The 23,326-nt window shown below is 69.3% G+C and carries 16 protein-coding genes, 4 pseudogenes and 1 riboswitch; of the genes and pseudogenes, 11 read left to right on the top strand and 9 right to left on the bottom strand.

Translation table 11 applies throughout. The annotated features are described in order from the left end of the window. The first annotated feature begins 391 nt into the window (after positions 1-391). Positions 392-1,999 (top strand): M23 family metallopeptidase, encoded by a 1,608-nt coding sequence (locus OG858_RS28630; RefSeq protein WP_086748589.1) that lies wholly within the window; start codon positions 392-394, stop codon positions 1,997-1,999. A gap of 110 nt (positions 2,000-2,109) precedes the next feature. Here OG858_RS28630 and pcrA read toward each other — a convergent pair whose 3' ends face one another. Continuing rightward, positions 2,110-4,620: a DNA helicase PcrA gene (gene pcrA, locus OG858_RS28625; protein WP_086748588.1), complete on the bottom strand. Its 2,511-nt coding sequence runs from the start codon at positions 4,618-4,620 to the stop codon at positions 2,110-2,112. A 241-nt stretch (positions 4,621-4,861) separates the two neighbouring features. Next, positions 4,862-5,034: riboswitch (cyclic di-AMP (ydaO/yuaA leader) on the top strand. A 9-nt stretch (positions 5,035-5,043) separates the two neighbouring features. On the opposite strand from pcrA, the gene OG858_RS28620 reads away from it, so the two are divergent. Then, on the top strand, positions 5,044-6,255 hold the full coding sequence (locus OG858_RS28620) for a C40 family peptidase (protein ID WP_319318818.1): 1,212 nt from the start codon (positions 5,044-5,046) through the stop codon (positions 6,253-6,255). Between the two features lie 233 nt (positions 6,256-6,488). Here the strand turns inward: OG858_RS28620 and OG858_RS28615 are convergent, their stop codons facing one another. Beyond that, positions 6,489-7,778, bottom strand: a complete 1,290-nt coding sequence (locus OG858_RS28615) for an MFS transporter (RefSeq protein WP_328544286.1) — start codon at positions 7,776-7,778, stop codon at positions 6,489-6,491. 393 nt (positions 7,779-8,171) lie between these two features. Between OG858_RS28615 and OG858_RS28610 the strand changes: the two genes are divergently transcribed. The 3 genes and pseudogenes from OG858_RS28610 (at position 8,172) to OG858_RS28600 (ending at position 10,366) form a co-directional block, all read left to right on the top strand. Beyond that, on the top strand, positions 8,172-9,524 hold the full coding sequence (locus OG858_RS28610) for an MFS transporter (protein WP_327726064.1): 1,353 nt from the start codon (positions 8,172-8,174) through the stop codon (positions 9,522-9,524). Positions 9,525-9,672: 148 nt separating this feature from the next. Beyond that, positions 9,673-9,879: pseudogene (locus OG858_RS28605) on the top strand (SAM-dependent methyltransferase); the annotation flags it as partial. Beyond that, positions 9,821-10,366, top strand: coding sequence for a Tn3 family transposase (locus OG858_RS28600; RefSeq protein WP_330346573.1), 546 nt, complete (start codon positions 9,821-9,823; stop codon positions 10,364-10,366). The pseudogene OG858_RS28605 and the gene OG858_RS28600, both read left to right, overlap by 59 nt. On the opposite strand, the gene OG858_RS28595 is transcribed toward OG858_RS28600, so the two are convergent. Continuing rightward, entirely contained in the window at positions 10,354-11,352 is a 999-nt protein-coding gene (locus OG858_RS28595; RefSeq protein WP_328544287.1) for a phosphotransferase, read from the bottom strand. The genes OG858_RS28600 and OG858_RS28595 overlap by 13 nt on opposite strands. Before the next feature lie 142 nt (positions 11,353-11,494). On the opposite strand from OG858_RS28595, the pseudogene OG858_RS28590 reads away from it, so the two are divergent. Then, positions 11,495-12,055 (top strand): annotated as a pseudogene (locus OG858_RS28590) (transposase); the annotation flags it as partial. 35 nt (positions 12,056-12,090) lie between these two features. Continuing rightward, a pseudogene (locus tag OG858_RS28585) lies at positions 12,091-12,430 on the top strand (transposase); the annotation flags it as partial. Positions 12,431-12,486: 56 nt separating this feature from the next. On the opposite strand, the gene OG858_RS28580 reads toward OG858_RS28585, so the two are convergent. Then, entirely contained in the window at positions 12,487-12,840 is a 354-nt protein-coding gene (locus OG858_RS28580; protein ID WP_086748583.1) for a hypothetical protein, read from the bottom strand. 587 nt (positions 12,841-13,427) lie between these two features. Between OG858_RS28580 and OG858_RS28575 the strand changes: the two genes are divergently transcribed. Beyond that, complete coding sequence (locus tag OG858_RS28575) at positions 13,428-14,501, top strand: C40 family peptidase (protein ID WP_319265983.1); 1,074 nt, start codon at positions 13,428-13,430, stop codon at positions 14,499-14,501. A 266-nt stretch (positions 14,502-14,767) separates the two neighbouring features. Further along, positions 14,768-14,893 (top strand): hypothetical protein, encoded by a 126-nt coding sequence (locus OG858_RS28570; protein WP_328544288.1) that lies wholly within the window; start codon positions 14,768-14,770, stop codon positions 14,891-14,893. 16 nt (positions 14,894-14,909) lie between these two features. Here the strand turns inward: OG858_RS28570 and OG858_RS28565 are convergent, their stop codons facing one another. Beyond that, positions 14,910-15,752 (bottom strand): LuxR C-terminal-related transcriptional regulator, encoded by an 843-nt coding sequence (locus OG858_RS28565; RefSeq protein WP_408059494.1) that lies wholly within the window; start codon positions 15,750-15,752, stop codon positions 14,910-14,912. A gap of 89 nt (positions 15,753-15,841) precedes the next feature. Continuing rightward, positions 15,842-17,131 (bottom strand): ATP-binding protein, encoded by a 1,290-nt coding sequence (locus OG858_RS28560; protein WP_256961171.1) that lies wholly within the window; start codon positions 17,129-17,131, stop codon positions 15,842-15,844. Positions 17,132-17,297: 166 nt separating this feature from the next. On the opposite strand from OG858_RS28560, the gene OG858_RS28555 reads away from it, so the two are divergent. After that, positions 17,298-18,890 carry a PspC domain-containing protein gene (locus tag OG858_RS28555; protein ID WP_328544290.1) on the top strand — a complete coding sequence of 531 codons (1,593 nt, stop codon included), beginning with the start codon at positions 17,298-17,300 and terminating at the stop codon, positions 18,888-18,890. A gap of 885 nt (positions 18,891-19,775) precedes the next feature. On the opposite strand, the gene OG858_RS28545 is transcribed toward OG858_RS28555, so the two are convergent. Both OG858_RS28545 and OG858_RS28540 read right to left on the bottom strand, forming a co-directional pair. Next, positions 19,776-20,318 (bottom strand): DoxX family protein, encoded by a 543-nt coding sequence (locus tag OG858_RS28545; protein WP_086754491.1) that lies wholly within the window; start codon positions 20,316-20,318, stop codon positions 19,776-19,778. A gap of 285 nt (positions 20,319-20,603) precedes the next feature. Then, positions 20,604-21,857, bottom strand: a complete 1,254-nt coding sequence (locus tag OG858_RS28540; RefSeq protein WP_319068154.1) for a hypothetical protein — start codon at positions 21,855-21,857, stop codon at positions 20,604-20,606. Positions 21,858-22,247: 390 nt separating this feature from the next. On the opposite strand from OG858_RS28540, the pseudogene OG858_RS28535 reads away from it, so the two are divergent. Continuing rightward, a pseudogene (locus OG858_RS28535) lies at positions 22,248-22,353 on the top strand (DUF4429 domain-containing protein); the annotation flags it as partial. 33 nt (positions 22,354-22,386) lie between these two features. Here the strand turns inward: OG858_RS28535 and OG858_RS28530 are convergent. Beyond that, positions 22,387-23,181, bottom strand: coding sequence for a class II aldolase/adducin family protein (locus tag OG858_RS28530; protein ID WP_086746295.1), 795 nt, complete (start codon positions 23,179-23,181; stop codon positions 22,387-22,389). Positions 23,182-23,326 lie beyond the last annotated feature (145 nt).

Raw genomic sequence — 23,326 nt, 5'->3', positions numbered from 1 at the left:
CGCCTACGACAGCACAGTGACGCTCGACACAGGACTACGAAACAGGGACATAAGGCGGTAAACGCGGCGCACACCCATGCGCCCCCGCCGCGCGCCGGACTCGCGACACCCCTCCCGACGGCAACAACGCGCCCCACCTCCGGCACGCCATCACCCCGAGAAACGTCTCGCCCCCGTCGGCGCGGGCGTCCCACAACCCCCACACAGCCACCCACTATCGAACAACCTTCGAACGCAAGGCCAAGGTCGTACCCACAGACCGCCGAAAGACGCTCGAATGCCCGTTTCCTGCGCGCGTGAAACCCGTTGAAGATTGTCGCGCCCGCATACCGCCGGGTACAGTCACCGCACTGCTCTGCCAGCCCCTGTCGTCGAGGCGAAAGAGAAGTTGGTGAACGATCGTCACCCGTCGGGGACCGCAACACCCCCGGCTCCGGCTTCCGAAGCCGACCCGGCGCACTACGCGTCGTACGGCCACCAGGAAGCCACCCATGGTGACTTCACCACGTACGGCGATTATCCCGCCACCGGTTTCGACTCCGGCACCCACACCGGCACCGGCACCTTCGCGGCCGATCCCCTCTTCGGTGACCTGCCGGGCAATGACGCCGGCACCGGCTCCTACGACGCCTCACAGTGGTCGACGGGCAGCCACCAGACGCTGAACTACGACCCGTACGCCGCGCAGCACCAAGCCGCGTACGACACGGGCAGTTACGAAACGACGTCCTGGTCGGCCGGCTACGAACACCTCTCCCAGGTCCCGACGCAGTCGACGAGCCCCGACGCGAGCGGCCAGTGGGACGCGAGCGGCTGGCTGCAGGCCGAACAGGCCGACGAGACGGGCCAGTCGGGGCAGTCCGACCAGACCCAGCAGTGGGTCGGCACCCAGCACTTCGACACAGGCGCGTTCGACGCCACGCAGTGGAACAGCGACGGCACCCCCGCCGGCGACGAGCACGGCGGCTCCGCCGCGGAGTCGTACGAACACGGCGGCGGCACCCACGAGTCGTACGACGCCCACGAGCATCCGCAGACCGTGGTGGTGGACCTCTCGGCGGCCGAGGCCGCGGACTTCCACCAGCAGGCGACGGCCACCTTCGAGCAGATCGCCCCGTACGACCAGGACGAACACCTTCCCGCGGACGGCGAGTTCGAGACCGACGGTGCGGACCGCGCCGCGCTCCTCGACGGCGAGGAGGAGGTCACCCCGGTGGCCACCGGGAGCACGAGCCCCGGTCGGGCGGCCACCCGCACGGCCTCGCGGTCGCGTCGGAAGGCTCCGGCCAAACGTTCCGCCCTGTTGACCGTGGCCGTTCCGTCGGCCTGCGTCATGGGTGTCGCGGGGATCGCGGCGGCCTCGGTCGGCGCCACGTCGGACGACACCGAGACGACGGCGTCCATCAAGTCGGACGCCACCGCGGTGAAGCCGTCCACCGCGAACAACCAGCTAGACACCCAGTTGGAGAGCCTCTCCGCCGAGGCGGACGACTTCGCCGACCGGGCGAGCCGGACGCAGGAGCGCATCGACCTCAAAGCCCAGCAGGAGCTGGAGCAGAAGAAGGCGGCGGCCGAGGCGGCCCGCAAGGAGCGACTGCGGCCGAAGTTCGCACTGCCGGTCGCCAGGCACGGACTCAGCGCGTACTACGGACAGTCCGGCGTCAACTGGATGTCCCTGCACACCGGCATAGACTTCCCGGTCTCGTACGGCACCGCGGTGATGGCCGCGACGGACGGCACCGTGCGCACGCAGTGGAACCCCGCCTACGGCAACATGGTCATCGTGACCGCCAAGGATGGCACCGAGACCTGGTACTGCCACCTCTCCACCTACAAGGTCGCCTCCGGTACGACCGTCCAGGCCGGCGACACCATCGCCTACTCCGGCAACTCGGGCAACTCGACCGGCCCGCACCTGCACTTCGAGGTCCACCCGGCGGGCGGCTCTGCCATCGACCCCCTGCCGTGGCTGCGCAGCCACGGTCTGGACCCGACGTAACGGACGCCGCGACGGCCCCCGTCAAGAACACGGACAACGAAGACCGGGCCCCTGCCGAGCAGGGGCCCGATGCGTGTCCCGCGGCCGGAACGCTCGCCGCGCACAGCTCGCTACAGCTTCTCCACCGGCGCGTACCGCAGCAAAAGCCGCTTGGGCTTGGTGTCGCCGAAGTCGATCGTCGCCTCAGCGTTCGCGCCCGTGCCGTTGACGCCGACGACCGTGCCGAGGCCGAACTGGTCATGGGTGACGCGGTCGCCCACGGAGAGCGAGACCACCGGCTTCTCGTTGCTGCGGCGGGTCGCGAAGCCGGACGCGCCGGAGGCCGAGGAGCGGGAACGGGACGAGGACAGTGAGGACGCGATCCCGGCGGCCGGCCCCGAGGACACCGGTGCGGAGGCGCCTGTGCGCTTCCACTCCAGGTGCGTGGCCGGGATCTCCTCCAGGAAGCGGGACGGCGGGTTGTACGAGGGCTGGCCCCAGGCGCTGCGGAGCGAGGAGCGGGTGAGGTACAGCCGTTCGCGCGCGCGGGTGATGCCGACGTACGCGAGGCGACGCTCCTCCTCCAACTCCTTGGCCTGGCCGAGGGCGCGCATGTGCGGGAAGACGCCGTCCTCCATGCCGGTCAGGAAGACGACCGGGAACTCCAGGCCCTTGGCGGTGTGGAGGGTCATGAGCGTGATGACGCCCGAGCCGTCCTCCTCCTCGTCCGGGATCTGGTCGGAGTCGGCGACCAGCGCCACCCGCTCCAGGAAGGCGGGCAGCCCGACGGGCGTCGCAGCCGCCGCCTCGCCGTCACCTTCCGCGGCACCGGCCTCCTGCTCGAACTCCAGTGCCACGGCGGCGAGTTCCTGGAGGTTCTCGATGCGGGTCTCGTCCTGCGGGTCGGTCGAGGCCTGCAACTCGGCCAGATAGCCGGTGCGTTCGAGGACCGCCTCCAGGATGGTCGCCGGTCCGGCGCCGGACTCGACGACGGTCCGCAGGTCCTCCATCAGCGTGTTGAACCGCTTGACCGCGTTCGTCGACCGGGCCGCCATGCCGTACGCCTCGTCGACGCGCTTCAGCGCCTGCGGGAAGCTGATCTTCTCGCGCTGCGAGAGGGCGTCGATCATCGCCTCGGCGCGGTCACCGATGCCTCGCTTGGGCACGTTGAGGATGCGGCGCAGCGGGACCGAGTCCTCCGGGTTGGCGAGGACGCGCAGGTACGCGAGGACGTCCCGGACCTCCTTACGCTCGTAGAAGCGGACGCCGCCGACGACCTTGTAGGGCAGGCCGACGCGGATGAAGATCTCTTCGAAGACTCGGGACTGGGCGTTCGTCCGGTAGAAGACGGCGACGTCTCCGGCCTTCGCGTCGCCCGCGTCCGTCAGTCGGTCTATCTCGTCGGCGACGAACTGGGCCTCGTCGTGTTCGGTGTCGGCGACATAGCCGGTGATCTGCGCACCCGCGCCCGCGTTGGTCCACAGGTTCTTGGGGCGGCGGGACTCGTTGCGCTCGATGACCGCGTTGGCCGCGCTCAGGATGGTCTGGGTGGAGCGGTAGTTCTGCTCCAGCAGGATCGTCGTCGCGTCCGGGTAGTCCTCCTCGAACTGGAGGATGTTCCGGATGGTCGCGCCGCGGAAGGCGTAGATCGACTGGTCGGCGTCACCCACGACGCAGAGCTCGGCAGGGGGTACGTCCCACTCGTTGGGCGGTACGTCGACGGGGTGCTCAAAGGTGCCGACCAGCTCTCTGACCAGGGAGTACTGCGCGTGGTTGGTGTCCTGGTACTCATCGACGAGGACGTGGCGGAAGCGGCGGCGGTAGTGCTCGGCGACGTCCGGGAAGGCGCGCAGCAGATTGACCGTCGTCATGATCAGGTCGTCGAAGTCGAGCGCGTTCGCCTCGCGGAGGCGGGACTGGTAGAGCGCGTAGGCCTGGGCGAGGGTCTTCTCGAAGCCGTCGGCGGCCTGGGCGGCGAAGTCCTCCTCGTCGATCAGCTCGTTCTTCAGGTTCGAGATCTTGGCGCTGAAGGACTTGGGCGGGAAGCGCTTCGGATCGAGGTCCAGATCACGGCAGACGAGCGCCATCAGCCGTTTGCTGTCGGCGGCGTCGTAGATCGAGAAGGAGGACGTGAAGCCGAGCCTCTTCGACTCGCGCCGCAGGATCCGTACACACGCGCTGTGGAAGGTCATGACCCACATAGCGTTGGCGCGCGGTCCCACGAGCTGCTCGACGCGTTCCTTCATCTCGCCCGCGGCCTTGTTGGTGAAGGTGATCGCGAGGATCTGGCCCGGGTGGACCTGCCGCTCGCCGAGCAGATGCGCGATGCGGTGGGTGAGCACCCGGGTCTTTCCGGAGCCGGCACCGGCCACGATGAGCAGGGGCGAGCCCGCGTGGACCACGGCCGCGCGCTGGTTCTCGTTCAGCCCGTCCAGGAGCGCCGCCGCGTCGATCACCGGGCGGGGGGCACCGTCGCGGTAGTAGGCGTCCCGGTCCGGAGGCACGTCGAACTTCCCGCCGAACAGATCGTCCGGAAGCGGCTCCGGTACGTGATCGTCCTCGGGCGGCGGCGGGGGTTCCTCCGCATGACCGCGGGGGGCCTGGAGGTCCGCCAGGAAGCTGTCGTCAAAGAGGCTGCTCATCGCTCTCCGAGTCTAGGCGCCCCCACTGACAGCGAGAGGCCACCCCGGAAAGTCCGCATTCGCCACCCACCGCGACGGCTTTGCGACGGTGAGCGATCGAGCGTACCGCCTGTCGCGCCGAAGAGGCTAAGGTCACGAAAACGTATCGGGCATATCGCACATCAACCTTCACACGGGCCACACGAGTTGGCTAGCTTTTTCCTTTGGGCCGTACGACCCAACCGGCGAACGTCGCCGGGCCGCACAGCCTCCGCCGAGTCCGGTACGCCTCCCGAGGCAGCCGGAGCCGGGGACCCACCGATCTCTGGGGTGAATCGACCCGACCGCCGCATGCGGCAAGGGTCGTAGGGCAAACCTTCCGAAGCTTGCGCCCGAACCCGACAGCTAACTCGGTAGGCGGAATACGGAAGGAGACGCCGAACCATGGCGCCGCACCGCAAGCCGCGTCCGGCCGGAACGCGCGCGGGCATACGCACCCCCGCTCTCGCCACGGCCGCCCTCACCTCCGTGGCCCTGCTCTCCCAGACGGCCACCGCCGCCCCCTCGGCCGACGCCAAGCCGAGCCTGGAGGAGGTCGAGAAGAAGGTCGACGCCCTCTACCGCCAGGCAGGTTCGGCGACCGAGAACTACAACGCGGCCAAGGAGAAGACGACCAAGCAGAAGAAGCAGGTCGACACCCTCCTCGACGGCGTCGCCAAGCGCACGGAGAAACTCAACGAGGCGCGGGAGGATCTCGGTCCGCTCGCCACGGATCAGTACCGCACGGGCGCGGCCGCCCCCGACCAGGCCTCGCTGCTCCTGGCGGATGACCCACAGGACCACCTCGACCAGAACCAGCTGATGGACCGGTTGACGGACCGCCGGCAGGACTCCGTCGACGCGTACGTCACCCAGCAGGCGGAGGCGACGGAGCAGCGCCAGGAGGCGAGCGACGGCCTCGAACAGCTCACCGAGTCACAGAACACCCTCAAGGCCAAAAAGGCCAAGGTCCAGGCGAAGCTCGCCGAGGCCCGCGAACTGCTCTCCACCATCACCGCCGGCGAGAAGGCCCGGCTCGCCGCGCTCGAACAGCGCGAGCAGGAGGAGGCCGACCGCAAGGCAGAGGAACTCGCGCGGCAGCAGGCGGCACAGCCGACGACCTGGGCGCCCCAGGAGACCCAGGAAGCCCAAGGCGGCCAGGGAACCCAGGGAACCCAGGAGGAGACCTCCACCGGCGCCGAGACGTCCGCCGACGCCACCTCCGAGACCGTCGCCCCGGCCGAGGACTCGACCTACGCCTCGAAGGCCACCAAGGCCCTCGCCTTCGCCCGCGCGCAGATCGGCAAGCCGTACGTCTGGGGCGCCACCGGCCCCGGCTCCTACGACTGTTCCGGCCTCGCCCAGGCCGCCTGGAAGGCCGCCGGCGTCGATATCCCCCGCACGACCTACGACCAGGCCACCTCCGGCACCGCCGTCTCCCTCGCCAACGCCAGACCCGGTGACCTGGTCTTCTTCTACGACAACATCAGCCACGTCGGCCTCTACATCGGCAACGGCATGATGATCCACGCCCCGAATCCGGGGACGTACGTCCGCGAGGAGTCGGTCTTCTACGACGGGGAGTCGTCGATCCACAGCGTGGTGCGGCCTGCGTAACGGCACGTGTAGGTTCCCTTGCCACTTTGCGCTTTCTCACTGACTCTGCGCCTACGTTGCGCGTGACGCGAAGTCGGTGAGACGGCCGGCAGCCGGGTGGCGTGGATGTGTTGGTGAAAGCTGGGTTCTGGCGACACTTGAGGGCTTGCGGGGTAGGAGCATTGACGTGCTCTGCGGGATGAGGCTGGAGTGACGCCAGGTCGGGCCGGGCGCAAGACGCCATGGCGAGTTGATCAGTCCTTGGCCTCCTCGGCAGCAGCTGCTGCGCCGCGCCGTGTCGGGTCAGCTGTCGAGGGATCGAGTTCGTCGGCAGCACGGGCCCTGCGGGTAGGAGAAACTGCCAGCGCGAGCGCCTGGACGACTGCCCCGGACAGTCCGATCCACAGGGCGAAGCGATAGCTGACCTGGTCGGCGATTACTCCGCCAAGCGGTGCCCCCACCGCTACCATTCCCCAGTTCATCGAGCGGATCGTCGCGTTCATCCGCCCGCGCAGCCGGTCGGGTGTCACCGCCTGGCGGTAGCTCATCTCCACCGGGCTTTCGATGCCGATGGCCAGGGACACGAGAAAGAAGGCGAGCGACACGGAGGCAAGCGCCCACGGTCCGCGCTCGGCCAGGACCAGGGGCAGCCAGCCGATGGCGGCGAGCAGGCGGAAGGCGATCAGGGTGGCGCCGACGTCCAGTCTTCCGGCCACGCGCCCGGAGAGCGCACCGCCGAGTAATACGCCGACACTCGCGCAGGCATAGGTGACCCCCAGACCGAATTCGCCGATCCTGAGGCCGTGCAGGGCGAAGACCACGAAGACCGTGCTCACCATGCTGTTGAAGAGGAGCATCGCGTGCGAGGTCAGGGCGATGGACGTCAGCGTGCGATGCCGGTAGACCCATGCCACGCCCTCGCGCAGCTCGCTGGCCAGGCTGCGCCGTGCGCCTCGATCGGGGACGGGGGCAGGCGCCTTCACCGAGGCGAGGAGCAGGCCGGATAGCAGATAGGTGAGGGCGTCCACCAGTACGGCAAGGGGCGCGCCCATGATTTTGATCAGTACCCCGGCGATGAGAGGGCCGGTCGAGCCGGCCACCGCGTCGGCCTGTTGCACACGGGCGTACCCCGCGTTGAGCAGCTCTTTCGGTACCAGCTGTGGCACATACGACTGGTTCGCCGCCTCGAACAGCAAAGACAGCACCCCGAACGCGAAGACGAACGCGCACAGCGCGGGAATGCTGAGCAGATCCAGCGCATACAGCACGGGTATCGCACCGAGCAGTACTGCCCTCCCGAGATCCGTGGCGACCATCATCGGCTTGCGTCGCCAGCGGTCCACCAAGACGCCGGCTATGAGTCCGAAGAGCAGATACGGGACCCAGCGCGCGGCGTTGACGATGCCTACCTCCGTGGCGGATGCGCTCAGCGTCACCGCGGTAAGGATCTGCAAGGCCAGCCCCGTGACCTGAGAACCGAAAGCCGACACAGCCGAGGCGGTCCAGAAACGTACGTACCCAGGAACTTCCGCTAGGCGCGCCATGACCGGACCGTACCAGCGAAGATCACCGGCAGGCGATGCCGGAACAGGTCACACAACGACAGCTGGATGTGCCCTGTGTTTCAGTTCTCATCGATATTTCCGAGCGATCTGATCGCTAAGTATGTGTTTTTCTTCCTAGCGCCTTGAAGCATGGCGCTCCGAGATCCAGATGGTCAGCAGATCTGTCCTCATGGGCGCAACTCGGTCAATTGCCTGTGTGAGCTCGTCCATTGCGACGGATCGTCGTTGCGGAGGGCCGATGCCCGACGCCACAATGCATGGAGTGCCGGGTGGTCATCCCGGCGAAGTGTTGGAGGCGCTGCTTGTGAACACCGCACCGCGGTGCGCCTCGCCATGCGCGCCAGACGCCGACCACTTCGCTTCGCCCACCGGCTGACCTGCTTCGTTCACGGTGGGCGCTTCCCCCTATGGGAGACCACCGTAGTGTCCGAATACTTCGGGACGGTTGATCGCCGCCCTCTGGCAACGGTTCTTGCCGCCAACCTCGTTTCGATCGCAGGGAATTGCCTCACATACACGGGCGTGCCGTGGTTCGTGCTGCAGAGCACGGGCAGCGCCTCCAAGGCCGGGATCGTCGCGTTCTGCACCCTGCTGCCCGCAGTGCTCGCCGCGCTCATCACCGGTCCGGTCATCGACCGGATGGGGCGACGGCGGGTGAGTGTCGCCTCGGATCTCGCTTGCGGTGTCGCCGTTGGAGCGATCCCACTGCTGCAGTTCGCCGGCATCCTGCAGTTCTGGATGCTGTGTGTGCTGATGGCGATGACAGGGCTGTGCCGTGCGCCGGGTGAAACAGCTCGCGGCGTGCTGTTGCCCACGCTCGCCGAACGTGCCGGAATGCCGCTGGCCAGGGCTGCCGGGCTGTACGACGGCGCGGCACGCTGTGCGGCGCTGACGGCATCCGCTCTCGGAGGTGTGCTGATCGCCGTACTCGGAGCCGAGAACGTCCTGTTGGTGGATGCCGCGACCTTCGCCGTGGCGGCGCCACTGTTCGCGTTCGGAGTGCGCGGCCTGCCCGAGGCGCAGGCCCAACGACGGGCCGAGCCGACGTCGCTGCGTGTCTACCGTCGTGAACTCGCGGCCGGCTACCGTTTCGTGGCGGCTTCGCCGCTGTTGTTGGGCCTGTGCCTGATGACGCTGGTCACCAGGGGCCTCGACCAGGGATGGAGCGCCGTGCTCCTCCCCGTGCACGCTCGTGAGGAGCTTGACGGTGCCGTCGATCTCGGTCTGCTCAACGCGGCGTTCGGGGTTTGCGCTCTCACGGGGGCGCTGGTCTATGGGGCGGTGGGCAGCCGCTTTCGGCGGTGGCCCGTGTTCACGATCGCTTTTCTCATCGGGGGCCTGCCGCGCTTCGTGGTGGCCGCCTTCACTGACACCTTCACCCCGCTGGCCGTGATCATGGCGGTAGAGGGTCTTGCCTTCGGTGTACTCAACCCCATCATGGCCACCGTGACGTATGAGACGGTGCCGGAGGATCTGCGCAGCCGCGTGCTGAGTGCGACAACGGCGGCGGTCCAGATGGTCACTCCGCTGGGCGGACTGGCCGCGGGCTTCCTCGTGGATTCGACCGGCCTGCCCTGTGCTCTGCTGACGGCTGGCGGTGTATATCTGCTTGCCACACTGTGTCCGGTGATCTTCCCGGCCTGGAGACAGATGGACCCTGTCGGTTCTCCCCACGATGGAGCGGAGGACCCGCTGCCGCAGGATTCGGAGGCGAAACGGGCGTAGTCACAGAGACGGCCGTTTCGGCGCTGCTCGGAATCACCTGAGTCGGTGTTTTCAACTCGCTCCCGTACTGCGTCCGACAGACCGGGAGCGAGTGATCTTTGTCCCGGAACAGGGCGTGCATGCCACAGAGACTTGATGGACTGAGGCGATGAAGATCTTGTCACCTCGTGTCCTGCGGGCTCTTGAACGGTTCAACGCCGCTTATCCCTGGGATCACAATGCCCACTACCATCGCTGGATCCTGCGGCAGTTGCCGAGGCGCTTCGACCTCGCCCTGGACGTCTGTTCCGGCAGCGGTGATCTTGCAAGGCTCTTGGCCGGACAAGCCGACGCCGTGCAGGTCCTCGATTCCGATCAAGGCGCTGCGCGAATTGGGCAGGGTCGTCAGGACCGTGACGCTCCTTCGATACCTGTCCGAGTCCGAGCTGCGTGACCAGATCACCGCGATCACCAACCACACGGAGGCGTTCCACGGCTTCGCTGCGCATCTGATGATCGGCGGACGGCTGATCGGCCACAACGACCCGGACTACCAGGAGCGAGTCGTCAAATTCGACGAGCTGATCGCCAACTGCGCGGTCCACTCCACCGCGCTGGACACTACCGATGCCGCCAACGCCCTCACCGCCGAGGGCCACGCCGTGGACCCCGACGACCTGGCCACCCGTCAGCCCGCTGATCGCGCGCACGATACGCCGCTTCGGCGACTGGCACTTGGACCTCACCCCGCCCAAGGATGTCATCGCCACCAGGTCGGAACTGGCTCCCGGAGCGCTGTTTCCCACCGCGCCGGTGTGAAGCCGCGATCGGCCGAAGACCTACGGCCGGCTCATGCCTCGTAGGCGAGCGCCTTCTGTAGATGGAAGTCCGCGACGCCGAGCATCCACTTCCGGTTCGGGAAGTCGCCCTCGGCGATGCGAAGCGGGCCGCCGACCAGGTCCAGGTGCATGACGTACTGGTAGTACTTGACGCGCCGCGGGTCGAGGTCTGGGTTGCGGAGTGCCTCGTAGTGTGGGCCGAAGCGCATCCGCATCCAGCAGTGGTCCACTTCGATATCGGTGTACATCAGGCCCTCGATGTCGATGATGACGGGCTCCCCGTCAGGCCCGACGAGGGTGTGTTCCGCGCAGAGCTCGCCGTGGACCACGCCCAGCTCTGCGCGCGGTTCGAGTGCGGCGTGCAGGGTGCGGAGCTTCTCCTCCAGCATCGCCTCGCCTTCGGCCGCTCGGACGTCACGGGGCACGGCGGTGGCAATGTTCACCAGCGTGCGCTCCAGGTAGGCCTGCTCGCAGGTCATGTCCGGCGGCGCGCCCCCACCATCGATCCACGCCACCCGCCCGAACGCCGGCGCGCGGTAGGCGTGCATGCGCCTCAGCATGTCTGAGAGCTGTGCGAGCGTTCGCCGGCCGGCGTCCGGATCGTGTTCCAGCAGGGCCTCCAGCGTTCCGCCGCGGACGTCCTCCGCGACGGCGATGTCGGCCGGGTACAGATTCCTGCTGCGGTCGGCGAGCAACAGCCGCGGTGAACGAGCTCCTATCGCTTCCAGCCGACGGGTGGCACCCTCGAAGAACTCGATGCCGGAGGCGTGGGCGAACGGGTTCGACGGGTCGTCGTGACCGTCCGGAAGCAGCCCGTCCCAGTAGTCCTCGTCGGCGTTCCAGACATAGACGATCGTGCTCGTGGCGTCGTCCAGCGTGACACGGTAGACACCCTTCTTGGTGCCGTTGCGCAGGCGGTCGACGGCGGTGATGCGGCGGTCGGTGCCGAAGACCTCCCGCAGCACCGGGGTCAGGGTTTCGGCATCGGCGAATTTTCGTTCGGCGGTCATGGGGACGATCTTGCCCCCCTCGCCGGAGGTGGAGGGCAGCCAATTACCTACGACGCCAACGGCGCGGTGGTCTGTTCGTCGTGCTCGCGCAGCATGCGCATGACGGTCGCGGGCGAGGCGTGCTGTCCTTCTTCTTGTCTTCTTGCCGGTGGTGATGAGCGCCTGGCGGGCCGAGCGCCGTCGGCATGCCCTGGACATCGGGCGCCCGCCCGAGCACGATCTGCGCGAGATCATGAACGCGATCCTGTACGTGGATCCCACCGGCGTGCAGGGGCGCTGCTTACCGCACGACTTCCCGCCCTTCCAGACCTGCTACGGCTACCTCGCCAAGTGGCAGAAGGACGGCGCGTTAGCCCAGCTCACCGGCGTACTGCGCAGCCTGTTACGACAGAAGGAGGGCAAGCGGGCGGAGCCGTCCGCGTGTGTGATCGACGCACAGAGCGTGAAGACCTCTACCAGCGTCCCGGGCCGCCGGGCAGGGCACCTACGCGGCGAAGAAGATCGTGGGCCGCAAGCGGAGCATCGTCACCGACACCCTCGGACCGCTGCTCGCGGTGCTGGTCACGGCCGCGAGCCTTGCAGGACTCCGCCGCCGGCACCCACCCTGGTCGACCAGGTCGCGGCCGCCCACCCCTCGGTCCGCCAAGTCTGGGTCGACGGCGGCTACCGCCAGCACCTCGTCGAGCACGCCGCCCGGCTCGGTAAGAGGCGGCCCTGGAACGGTTCGCCGAGTCCGCCGAGTTCGCCGATGCCTGGGGCCGGAAGTATCCGGCGATCGCGAAACTGTGGGAGAACGCCTGGGAGGAGTTCACCCCGTTCCTGCGGTTCGACACCGAGATCCGCCGCATCGTCTGCACGACGAATGCGATCGAGTCGGTGAACGCGCGGATCCGCCGGGCGGTCAAGGCCCGCGGACACTTCCCCAACGAGGCAGGCCGCGTTGACATGCGTCTACATGGCGATCACGTCGCTCGATCCCACCGGCAAAGGTCAGGCACGCTGGACCGTGCGCTGGAAGACCGCACTGAACGCCTTCGACATCACCTTCGACGGCCGCCTGTCGACGGCACGTCAGTAGCCTCAACCAACCCGGTTGCAGCACTCGTTTGGCAGTCCCCGAAGGGGCGTGGGTCCTCAGGTCCAGAGCACCGCGATGAAGATGTTCGCGGTGGTCAGCGCGCCCACCAGACCGAACAGCGGCTTCTCCACCGTCTCTTCGTCCCGTTTCACGTAGACGAGCCCCAGGATCACGATCAGCAGTGCGAGTTTGACACCGATCTTGATGTTGTTGACGGGCTGGTCATCGGCCTGGTTGAGGCCGACGAGGAGCACGCCGGTGACGAGCATGGTCAGGGCGCCGTGGAGCATGGAGGGGACGAAGCGGGCGGCGCCCTGGCCCATGGCCTTCATCTGGGTGAGGAATCCACCCAGGAGGGAGGCGATGCCGATGATGTGGAGGGCGACGAGGATGTGGATGAGTACGTCCATGCGCGGAGCCTAATAAGAGGACTGTGTCCCGCCGGGCGCCGGGGCGGGACACAGCAACGCACCCGGGGCCCCAGATGGCACTTCGGGCGCCTCTGGCGTCCGCGGCGTCCGCGGCGTCCGCGGCGTCCGCGGCGTCCGCGGCGTCCGCGGCGTCCATATTATCTGTGATGGCCGCGGTGCCCGTTGATGAGCCGTGATGATCTTGCATATATGCGCCACATAGCACCACCACACCCCCTTATGGTCCGAAATGGCCACATCGGTCATCGCGCAGCGTGAAGCCGATGGCGCCGGGGTGGGATCACGGTCACATACGGTCACCTCGCGGTCGGTGCACGCCACTTCCGCACAACGCGTTACGGTGCGCTCACAGTCAGGTTTAACGTCCTCCCTCAGGTGACCGGCTCCCCACCGCCGCCCTGGCCAGGGGCGGCAGTCGGACACCACCGCCGAGAAGGTCCGGCGGCGTCCCGCTCCCCCTGTGCGGGCCGCCGCCGGACGTGTAACCGCTCCCCCCAGGCGGTCCGTACGGACAGACGATGTTCGTACTGCGGACGGCGGTCGTACGGAGAGGACATGCACTCCACGTGGCAGCGCACCGCAAGCCCAGACAGCGCTCACTCGGCGGCCATACGGTCCGCACGGCCGCTACGTTCGCCCTCGCGGGCGCGGCGACCGCGACCGGTTTCGACGGCACCGGGCACGCCGATCCACAGCTCACGCCTGACCAGGTGAAGGCGAAAGTGGACAAGCTGTACCAAGAGGCTGAGGTCGCCACAGAGAAGTACAACGGCGCGAAGGAGAAGGCCGACAAGGCCCAGGAGAACCTCGAAGAGCTGCGCGACCAGGCCGCCCGCCGCACCGAACGGCTCAACTCGGCTCGGGACGAACTCGGTTCGCTGGCGGCGGCGCAGTACCGGGGCGGGGGCATGGACCCCTCCTGGCAACTTGCGCTCTCCGCCGACCCGGACCAGTACCTGGACGGCGCCGCCCTCGCCGAGCGCGTCGGCAGCCGGCAGTCGGCGGACGTGGCGAGCGTACGGAGGCAGTTGCTGGAGATCGAACGGCTGCGCGGGGCCGCCCGCATCGAACTGGGCACGCTCAAGACCCGGCAGACGGAGCTGAAGCGGCACAAGAAGACCGTCACCTCCAAGCTGACCGAAGCGCGGCAGCTGCTCGGCCGGCTCACCACCGAGGACCGCGCGCGGCTCGACACGGCGGGCGGCGGCGCGGGGCACGTCTCGCGCTCCTCCGCCTCGTCCCGGCGCACCCTCACCGGCCCGGTCTCCCCCGCCACCGCCGACGCCCCCGACTCCCGCGCCGCAGCGGCCGTCTCCTACGCCTACTCCAAGCTCGGCAGCCCGTATGTCTGGGGCGCCACCGGCCCCAACGCCTTCGACTGCTCCGGCCTCACCCTGGCGGCCTACCGCGCCGCCGGCGTCTCCCTCCCTCGCACCACCTACTCCCAGATCAACGCCGGTCGCCGCGTCGCCCGCTCCGAACTCCTCCCCGGCGACCTCGTCTTCTACTACTCCGGCATCAGCCACGTGGGCATCTACATCGGCAACGGCCAGATGATCCACGCCCCAAACCCCTCGGCCCCGGTACGCGTGGCACCCCTCGATGAGATGCCGTACGTGGGGGCCACACGGGTGGCGTGAGCCGGGCGGCGTGAGCCGGGCGGCGTGAGCCGGCTGCCTTGAGCTGGTCAGCGGCGGCCTGCTCCCTGAAGCCGGGCGGCTCGGGCCGACCCATGCGCTGGGGCGGCTCGGGCCGACCGACATCAAACGGCGACCGGCGAACGGAGTGACTCGGCTCGGGCCGCGGTCGAGATGGACCACCGAGCGCTGCGCCGCCTCTGCCCGAACCTCCGAGCTCATCCTCAAGGCCGTCCTCGACGGCCTTGAGGCCGGAACGCGCGACCGCGATGGCGACCAACCGACCCCGGCGGCGGGCCGGCGACGCCAACCCACCCACCCATCCACCCGTCACCCTCAGGTCGCCCCTCGACCCGACCAGCGACTACCTGACGGCCGCCCACCGGTACCGGTGACAGGACCTGCCCACCCTCACACCAAGCGTCGCGCCGTCGCCCACCTCGTCAGCTCATGCCTGTTGGAGAGCTGCAACTTCCGGAGCACGGCGGAGACATGGGACTCAACCGTCTTCACCGAGATGTAGAGCTGCTTGGCGATCTCCTTGTACGCATAGCCGCGGGCGATGAGACGCAGCACCTCGCGCTCACGCTGGGTGAGCCGGTCGAGGTCCTCGTCGACGGGCGGGGCGTCGGTGGAGGCGAAGGCGTCGAGGACGAAGCCGGCCAGGCGCGGGGAGAAGACCGCGTCACCTTCCTGGACCCGGAAGATGGATCCGACGAGGTCGGAGCCGGTGATCGTCTTGGTGACATAGCCGCGCGCACCGCCCCGGATCACGCCGATCACGTCCTCCGCCGCATCCGACACGGACAGGGCGAGGAACCGGACGGGCTGCTCGGCATCCGCCATCAACGCCGAACAGCGGCGCAGGACTTCGACACCACCACCACCGGGCAGATGCACATCGAGGAGCACCACCTCGGGTCGCATAGTGGTGATCACCGAAACCGCTTGGTCGACGTCGGGCGCCTCCCCCACGACCTCCACCCCCGTACGCTCCGTCTGCCCGATCTCGGCCTGCACTCCCGTACGGAACATCCGGTGATCGTCCACCAGCACTACCCTGACGTGCCGCCCGGGCCCGGAGACACCGGCCCCCGCCCCGGTCCCGGTCCCGGCCTCAGCGGGCAACCCGGCCGTGGCGGACTTCCCGGGTACGGCGGTCACGCCGGAATCGCCTGACGTGGTGGTCTCGTCGGACGCATCGAGCCTGCCGGACTCGTTGGACAGGCCCTCGGCCGGATCCGTGCCCCGCATGGTCGGACCTCCCTGCTCCCCCTGCTCCCCGTCCGGGCCAGTGCCCGAACCGCCCTGTGCGGCAAGATCGTTCGCCCTGTTCGCGTCACTCATGACGTCGTCTCCGCCCTCTCCATCTCCAACTCGACCTCCGTGCCGCCGTCCGGTACGGCGCGGAGCCGTGCCGTGCCTCCGTTGCGCTCCATGCGGCCGATGATCGATTCTCTGACGCCCATGCGGTCGGCGGGTATCGCGTCCAGGTCGAAGCCGGGACCGCGGTCGCGGACCGACACGAAGACCGTCCTTCCCTCGACCTCCGCGAAGACCTGCACGGCGCCGCCCTCGCCACCGTACTTGGCGGCGTTCACCATCGCCTCGCGCGCGGCCTGCATCTGCGCGGTCAGTCCTTCGTCGAGGGGACAGTCGCCGACGACGACGACCTCTATGGGGACGCCGTGCTTGTCCTCGACCTCCGCAGCATTCCGCCGCACGGCCTCGGCGAGGGTGTCGGGCTCGTCGGCCTCGTCCTTTCCTGTGCCCTCGGGTTTGTACAGCCAGTTCCGCAGGTCGCGCTCCTGGGCGCGGGCGAGGCGGCGGACCTCGTTCGGGCTGTCCGCGTTGCGCTGTATCAGCGTCAGTGTGTGCAGCACCGAGTCGTGGACGTGGGCCGCGACCTCCGCACGCTCCTGGGCGCGGATGCGCATCAGGCGCTCCTCGGAGAGGTCCTGGGTCATACGGACCAGGTAGGGGCCGGCCAGCAGCGTTATGCCCACGAGGACCGCGAGCGCGGCCTGCAGCACCGAGCCGAGGTGGGCGGCCGAGCCCTGCAACACGAATATCCCGGACACTCCCGCGGTGACCAGCAGGACACCGGCCACGGAGCGGAGCAGCGTGATCGTGCGCCGCCGACGGCCGACCTCGGCCCAGCGGGCCCGCCGCGCGTTGTCCGCCTGACGCCAGACCAGGGCCACGCCGGCCGCGACGAGCACGGTCGGCCAGAGATAGGCCCTGGCGGCCTCGCCGAGGTCCACATTGCCGACGAAGACCATGGCCACGACGACCATGAGGAGGAGGGCGACCATCTGGCCGCGGTCGGGCTTGCGGGCCACGAGCCTGCGGCGGCCGTCGGGAGAGGTCTCGGTGGCGATGGCCGGGGGCCGTTGGTTGTCGACGCCTCCCACACCGAGCGGGACGAAGAACCAGAAGGCCGCGTAGACCAGGGCACCGAGGCCGTCCGCCAGGAAGAGGCCGGCGAACACGAGCCGCACCCAGGTCACGGGCAGGCCGAGATGTCCGGCGAGCCCTCGCGCCACGCCTCCGAGCCAGCGTCCGTCGCTGCTGCGGTAGAGCTTGCGCGGGGGCCGCGGAGTGTCGACTGGCAGTGCTGCGGCTTCCGGCATGCCATCGATGTTCACACGCACGGCGGATCGAGGCATCAGGGTCGACCCCCGAGACGCCCCTGATCTTCGGCCCAGCCATGATCGAACGCATCCCCGGGCGGATATCAGGGTTCGACCAGGGTCATCCCGACTGCCATCGAACCGGCTCGGCGGTCACGATGGACGCATGACGGATCACCAGCACGCGGCAGCGGAGCCGGGCCCCGGCTCGGGTCCGGACGCCATGCGGCCAGCCACCGAGCCGCAGGACGCCGTGCCCCCACCGGGCATGGGGGCAGAGAAACCGCGCGCACACGGGGACGCGGGCACACACCCGCACACGGAGGCGGGGACGCGGCCGGACACACACCCGCACACGAGTGCGGGCAGACCCGCGGATCAAGCGGCCACCACCGACCCTGCCGGAGCCGCCGGCCGTCCCTCCCCCGGCGCGAACCCGTCCACCCCCGGTGGCATGGGGCACCCCGCCCCCGACGATCCGGCCGGCTGGCCTGCCGCTCCGCACAGGTTCCGCCGTGACCGGCGATATCAGATGTTGGGCGGTGTCTGTGCCGGGCTCGGGCGGCAGTGCGACATGGATCCGGTGATCTTCCGAGTGGTGCTCGCGGTCCTCTCCGCGACCGGCGGCTTCGGCCTCATCTTCTACGGCTTCGCCTGGCTGTTGGTGCCGTACGACGACGAGGAGGAGAACGAGGTACGCAAGCTGCTGACCGGCCGGGTCGACGGCCAGGCCCTGACGGCCGTGCTCTTTGCCCTGGTCGGCTGCGGTGTCTTCCTCAGTCTGCTGAGCAACACGACCGTCCTGACCTTCTCCGTGGTCGTCTCCCTGCTCCTGGCCGGCGCGGGGTACTGGTCGCAGCAGCGCGGTGCCCCCTATCCCGATCCGCTCGCCGCACAGGCCGCGGCCGACGCTCCACCGGAGGCGAAGGCACCGCCTGTGGCCTCCGCCTACCCCTCCTGGTGGCGCGACCCGATCATCAAGGACGGAACGCATGTGGGCGGCACGGGCTATCTGTGGGGGCCGTGGGGGATTCGCGACCGGGACATGGCGGCGGCCGTCAACATCGCCCGGGGCATGCCGCCCTCCCGCCAGGACATACGCACCGTGCGGCCGCCCAAGCCGCGTGGTGCGCGCTGGACAGGCGGCTGGATCTTCCTGCTCGCGCTGCTCGCCGGCGGCCTCGGCACCGGCGCGACCTGGGAGGACCGCACTCTCGCCACCAGCCTGCAGACCGGCCTGGCCTGCGCGCTGACCGTGTTCGGCCTGGGCATAGCCCTGAGCGCCTTCCTCGGCCGTACGGGAGCGGGGTCGATCTTCCTGGCCGTGGTCACGGCTGGACTCCTGGCATGCACGGCGGCGCTCCCGACGAACATCACCACCGACTGGGTCCGTACAGCCTGGACACCGCGGAACGCGGAGAGCGTGGCGGCCCGGTACGAGCTGGGGACCGGCGTGGGCACGCTGGACCTGTCCAATGTGGACATACCGAAAGGAGAGACGCTGACGACGAGCGTGGAGGTCGGCGCGGGCAAGGTGAAGGTGGTGGTCCCGCCCGACGTCACCGTGCGGCTCGACGTCGAGGTGGGCCTCGGTGACATCCAGTTGCCGGGCGACGACAAGGAGGACGTGGACGTGGCACCCGACAAGAGCGATCGGCTGACGCTGTCCCCCGAGAAGGGTTCGGACCGAGGCGGCACGCTCACCATCGACCTCGAAGTCGGTCTTGGGCAGGCGGAGGTGGCCCGTGCTACGTCATGAGTTCCGCCCGGGGAAGCTCATAGCCGGCCTCTTCCTCACGACCGCCGGTGTCGCGTATCTCGGCGACGCGGGAGAGGCCTGGGAAACCCCTTGGTTCGTCGTGATACCGCTCGTCGTCGGAGGGCTGTGTCTGGCGGGGGCAGCGGGTCTTCTGAACCATGCGATACGGGGACGCCGGGCGTCTGGACGGACGGGTCCGATGGGACCGATAGGGCCGACGGGGCCAGGGGATACGACCGGACCGACAGGAGCGGCGGGGGGCTGAAGGCGCGACGGGTGCGAAGGGGGTGGCAGGTCCGTGAGGGGCCGCGGGACAGGCCGCAGCGGCCGGGAGCACGCGGATGGGTCGAAGCTGCCGGGGCGTGGCGGGATGAGCGGGAGTGGCAGAGCAAGCATGAGGGGCACGAGTTGCCCGGGGGCAGGGACGCGTGGGGGCGACCGGGCGGGATGGGCACGGGCGGGATCGGCAGGGGTCGGCTCGGCACCGGCAAGATCGGCCGGGAGAGTGGGGGAGGTGAGGCAGGAAGGGGGCAGGGGCGGCGCCCTAAGAAGGAGCCGAGTGTCCGGCCCGGATGCGTGACGTGGCCTCCCAGGACGCCGCCAGTGCGGCGCCGGCCGGAGTCTGCCGCCGACCGGCCGGTCTGCTGTGCGGGCTGAGGCGAGCCCTGATCGCGGTACCTGCCGGAGGCAGCGCTACGGGGCTTGGCTCCATCGGTGTCGGCCGGGCGGGCAGTGCCCTGAGGTGAAGCTCGGACGCATGACACATCGGGGCTCAACCGGGACTGCTGGGGCGCTGAGGTTGAGCCGTCGTGGCGAGCTGTGCGGGTGCGGTGGTGAGCCGTGGTCGGGGCGCTGAGAGGTTCAGCGGTAGGCGCCCGCGGGGGCTCAGCGGTAGGCGCCCGCGCGGTGCCTGCTGCCGCCGTGGCGGCGGGAGCGGATGGCTGCGTCCACGGAGAGGACCGGGGCGCCGGCGAGGATCAGGGGAAGCCAGGCCATGAGGTAGGGGAGGTCGTTGCCGTAGTAGTACGGGGATGCCGACCAGCTGACTGTCAGCCAGAGGCTGAGGGAGATCAGGGCGCCACCGAAGGCGGCGAGGCGGGTGAGGAGGCCGAGGAGGGTGCCGATGCCGACGGCGAGTTCGCCGAGGGCGATGGCGTAGCCGAAGCCGACAGGGTTGTTGAGGGCCATGTCGATCATGGCTGGGATGGCGGAGGAGTCTCTTGCGGCGCTCATCATGTCGCCGATGGAGCCGGAGCCGGAATCCGCCAGGAACGCGCTGTCGGTGAGTTTGTCCAGGCCGGCGTAGATGAAGGTGACGGCGAGGAAGACGCGCAGGGGCAGCAGGGCGTAGCGGGTGGCTGTGTCCCGCCAGTCGGGGCCGCCGTCGAGGTAGGGGGTGTGGGAGTCCGTGCGAATGCCGTGAGTCATGGTCTGCGCCGCCTCTTGTCCGCCGTGCCGTTGACCCCTCAGGAGACGATACGTTCGGAGGGGTGGGGGTGCTCAATGGTTCGGGCGCACTTTTCCGGGTCGGGGTGCTCTGTCGGGGGCGGGCTGTGGCCTCGGCGGCGGACTCCCCAAGGGCCCATCCGGGCTCATGGCTACCGGGCTCAATCCAACCGGGCTCAGCCCTCGACCCCACCCCCGGCCCAGGACCCGATCGAGTTCATGCCGCCCGAGCTGATGTCGCCGAGGCCCCCGCCGTGTGGCGGTTGCTCAGTCCGCTGAGACCTCGATCGTGTAGCGGTTGGTTTCCACGCCGGCGGCTGTGACGACCTGGACATCGACCTTGCCGGGTTCGACGTCGGCGGGGACGGGGGCAGTGAGGACGGCGTCGGTGGGGTTGTCGAAGCCGCCGGCGACGGGGACGAGGGGGACGTGGACGTGGACGGGGCCGATGCGGACGACCATGCGGGAGAGGCTGTCGGCGGTCTGGGCACCCGGCGGTACGAAGCCGGCGCCGCGGATCTCGATGTCGTCGCCGTTACGGATGGGGGCGTCGAGGTCGCCGGCCTCGCGGGCGCGGACGACGGAGAGGATGACGGGACGGCCGCCCTCGGCGTATTTACCGGCGACGTAGGTGGCTGCGGAGACCAGGACGAGGAGGGCCAAACCCCAGGGGAGGTCGGGGAGCTGGTCGGGGCGGCGGGCCAGGCGGACCGCCGCGAAGATGAGGGCGACGGCGCAGATGATCACGTACTGGATGTCCGTGAAGCTGCCTCGGCCCGAGTCGTCGGTGAGGAGGTCGGCGGCGCGGGGGCGGTGGGCGCGGACCTTCTGAAGACGTTGGGACAGGACTCGGAGGCCTACGACACGGCGGACCAGGACCGCGATGCCGCAGACGACGGCCAGGACGGTCACGATGCCCGCGCCGCGGGCGAGGTCGAGGCCGGCGATGAGAGCGTCGCGTTCGCGGTGGTCGGAGGCGGCGGCCAGGCGGCCGACCAGGACGAGGACCGCGAAGACGACGAAGAGCACCCACCCGGCCGCGATCGCGCGGGAGGTGGAGAGGCGGTTGTCCTCGCCGATGACGGGGGCGAGGGCTCCGCCGCGTGCCCGGTGCAGATATCCGGCGCCCGTCAGGGCCGTGGCCACCAGCAGGGCGGCGAGCAGCCCGGCGGTGCGGGCGACCGTCCAGCCCGCACCGATCGCGGTGAGGGACTGGACGAGGAGGAGGGTCACGACGGCGACCCAGACGACGATCGCCGTGCGCAGCCACAGACGGGCGAGCCAGGCCTCGCCCTCGACGCGGCCGCGTTCGGCGACCAGGGCCGCGGACTGGGTGAGTTCGTCGGAGACCCACTGCCGGGAGGCGGACGCGGAGTGCGCGACGGCCGCGGGCAGTCCCTGCCCGGACGCGAACTCCTCCCGCTTCAGCAGGAACTCGGCGACCGCACGCCGATGTCCCGCACGCGCCCCGTGCGGGCAGTCCCCGCACGTGCACCTGCCTTCATGGGCGCCCGCGCCCATGCCCCCTCTCGCCTCCTGCACCGCCACGCCCGAGCCCGCCTTCCCGCGCGCGTCCGCCTCCGCGTCCGCCTCCGCGTCCGCGTCCCTCGGCATTCGCCGCCGTCGTCATTGCCGTTGTCGTCATCGCCGTCGTCATCGTCGTCGTCGACGCCTTCATCAGCGCCTTGTCAGCGCTGTCATGGGCGCCTTCGTGGACGACCTCGTAGTCGTCGCCGGGGGTCGTGCGTACGCCCGCTCGCTACCACAGCCGTGCGGCCGTACAACTGCCCTGCGATGACAGCGCATTGTGCCGTACGGAACACGGCCCGCGTCCGGCAGGTCCACTCCGCGCAAGAGAACCCCGGGGTGAAGTCGCGGTGCCCGTGTTGACCCGGCTGCGAGAATCTCCCCATGGCCGAGATCATCCAGCGGGACGGGACCTGGGCCTTCGACGGCAGCGCGGTCCTGGTCACGCCGGGCCTGCACCGTTCCGTGGCTCTGTTGCGGCAGACGTCGCGCAGTTCCCCGCGCCCCTTTCGGGCGCCCCTGTTCAGCTCAACAGATCCGGCTCGCTCCTGCTGATGTCCTGCCACAGCGGCTGATAGTTGATCCACGCCACCAGATCTCCGCCCGCCTGTTCCCGCGTCGCCGCGGCCAGTCGGTGCTCGATCATCAGCGGCCGTCCTGCCGCCTTGGCGGTGAGCTGCACCTGTGCCGAGCGTTCCATCGACAGGAACCACCACGCCGCCGCGTCGACCGAGTCGCCGACCGTCAGCAGACCATGGTTGCGCAGCACGAGTGCCTTGCGGCTGCCGAGCACGCCGGCGATGCGGCGGCCCTCGTCCGCGTCCACCGCGACGCCCGTGTAGTGGTCGTAGAGCGCCTGGTCCTCGTAGAACGCGCAGGACTCCTGGGTGATCGGGTCGAGCAGGTCACCGAGGGCGGCCAGCGCACGGCCGTGCACGGAGTGACAGTGCGCGACCGCGACGACGTCGGGTCGGGCGGCGTGCACCTGCGCGTGGACGGTGAAGGCGGCCTGGTTCACGTGGTAGCGGCCCTCGATCACCTGCCCGTCCTGGTTGGCGAGCACCAGGTCACTCACCGTGACGTGCTTGAACGGCATCCCGAACGGATTGACCCAGAAACAGTCGCTGAATTCCGGGTCGCGCGCGGTGATGTGCCCCGAGACGCCCTCCTCGAACCCCAGTCGCCCGAAGATCCGCAGGGCCCCGGCCAGCCGTTCCTTGCGGTGCCGCCGCTCGTCCTGTGCCGATTCGTGCATCGGCGGCATGGCGAACCGGAGCTGGTCGGTGGGTAGGGGCAGGGGCGGTGTGGGCCCGTGCATGTGTCCTCCAGAGTGACTTCCTTTACGAAGCGGAAGTTACCGTCGGTGCCCCTGACAGAACAGGCCCGTCCCGTGAAGAGAGTGCGCAACCGTTACGCAAGTCACGGAAGCGCGCCAAGCCACCTGCCCTTCGCTCGGGTCGAAC

It is taken from the genome of Streptomyces europaeiscabiei, from assembly GCF_036346855.1.
GTDB classification, from domain to species: Bacteria; Actinomycetota; Actinomycetes; order Streptomycetales; family Streptomycetaceae; genus Streptomyces; species Streptomyces europaeiscabiei.
Note: the sequence above shows the minus strand (reverse complement) of the source record. Positions and strands in the feature narration are given on the sequence as shown.

Bases quoted from the DNA above. Each gene is read 5' to 3' on its own strand.
- OG858_RS28555 (WP_328544290.1), top strand. From the start codon at position 17,298: ATGACGGATCACCAGCACGCGGCAGCGGAGCCGGGCCCCGGCTCGGGT.
- OG858_RS28615 (WP_328544286.1), bottom strand. From the start codon at position 7,778: ATGGCGCGCCTAGCGGAAGTTCCTGGGTACGTACGTTTCTGGACCGCC.
- OG858_RS28570 (WP_328544288.1), top strand. From the start codon at position 14,768: ATGGCGACCAACCGACCCCGGCGGCGGGCCGGCGACGCCAACCCACCC.
- OG858_RS28545 (WP_086754491.1), bottom strand. From the start codon at position 20,318: ATGACTCACGGCATTCGCACGGACTCCCACACCCCCTACCTCGACGGC.
- OG858_RS28565 (WP_408059494.1), bottom strand. From the start codon at position 15,752: ATGCGGGGCACGGATCCGGCCGAGGGCCTGTCCAACGAGTCCGGCAGG.
- OG858_RS28540 (WP_319068154.1), bottom strand. From the start codon at position 21,857: ATGGGCGCGGGCGCCCATGAAGGCAGGTGCACGTGCGGGGACTGCCCG.
- OG858_RS28530 (WP_086746295.1), bottom strand. From the start codon at position 23,181: ATGCACGGGCCCACACCGCCCCTGCCCCTACCCACCGACCAGCTCCGG.
- OG858_RS28620 (WP_319318818.1), top strand. From the start codon at position 5,044: ATGGCGCCGCACCGCAAGCCGCGTCCGGCCGGAACGCGCGCGGGCATA.
- OG858_RS28580 (WP_086748583.1), bottom strand. From the start codon at position 12,840: ATGGACGTACTCATCCACATCCTCGTCGCCCTCCACATCATCGGCATC.
- OG858_RS28560 (WP_256961171.1), bottom strand. From the start codon at position 17,131: ATGCCGGAAGCCGCAGCACTGCCAGTCGACACTCCGCGGCCCCCGCGC.
- pcrA (WP_086748588.1), bottom strand. From the start codon at position 4,620: ATGAGCAGCCTCTTTGACGACAGCTTCCTGGCGGACCTCCAGGCCCCC.
- OG858_RS28595 (WP_328544287.1), bottom strand. From the start codon at position 11,352: ATGACCGCCGAACGAAAATTCGCCGATGCCGAAACCCTGACCCCGGTG.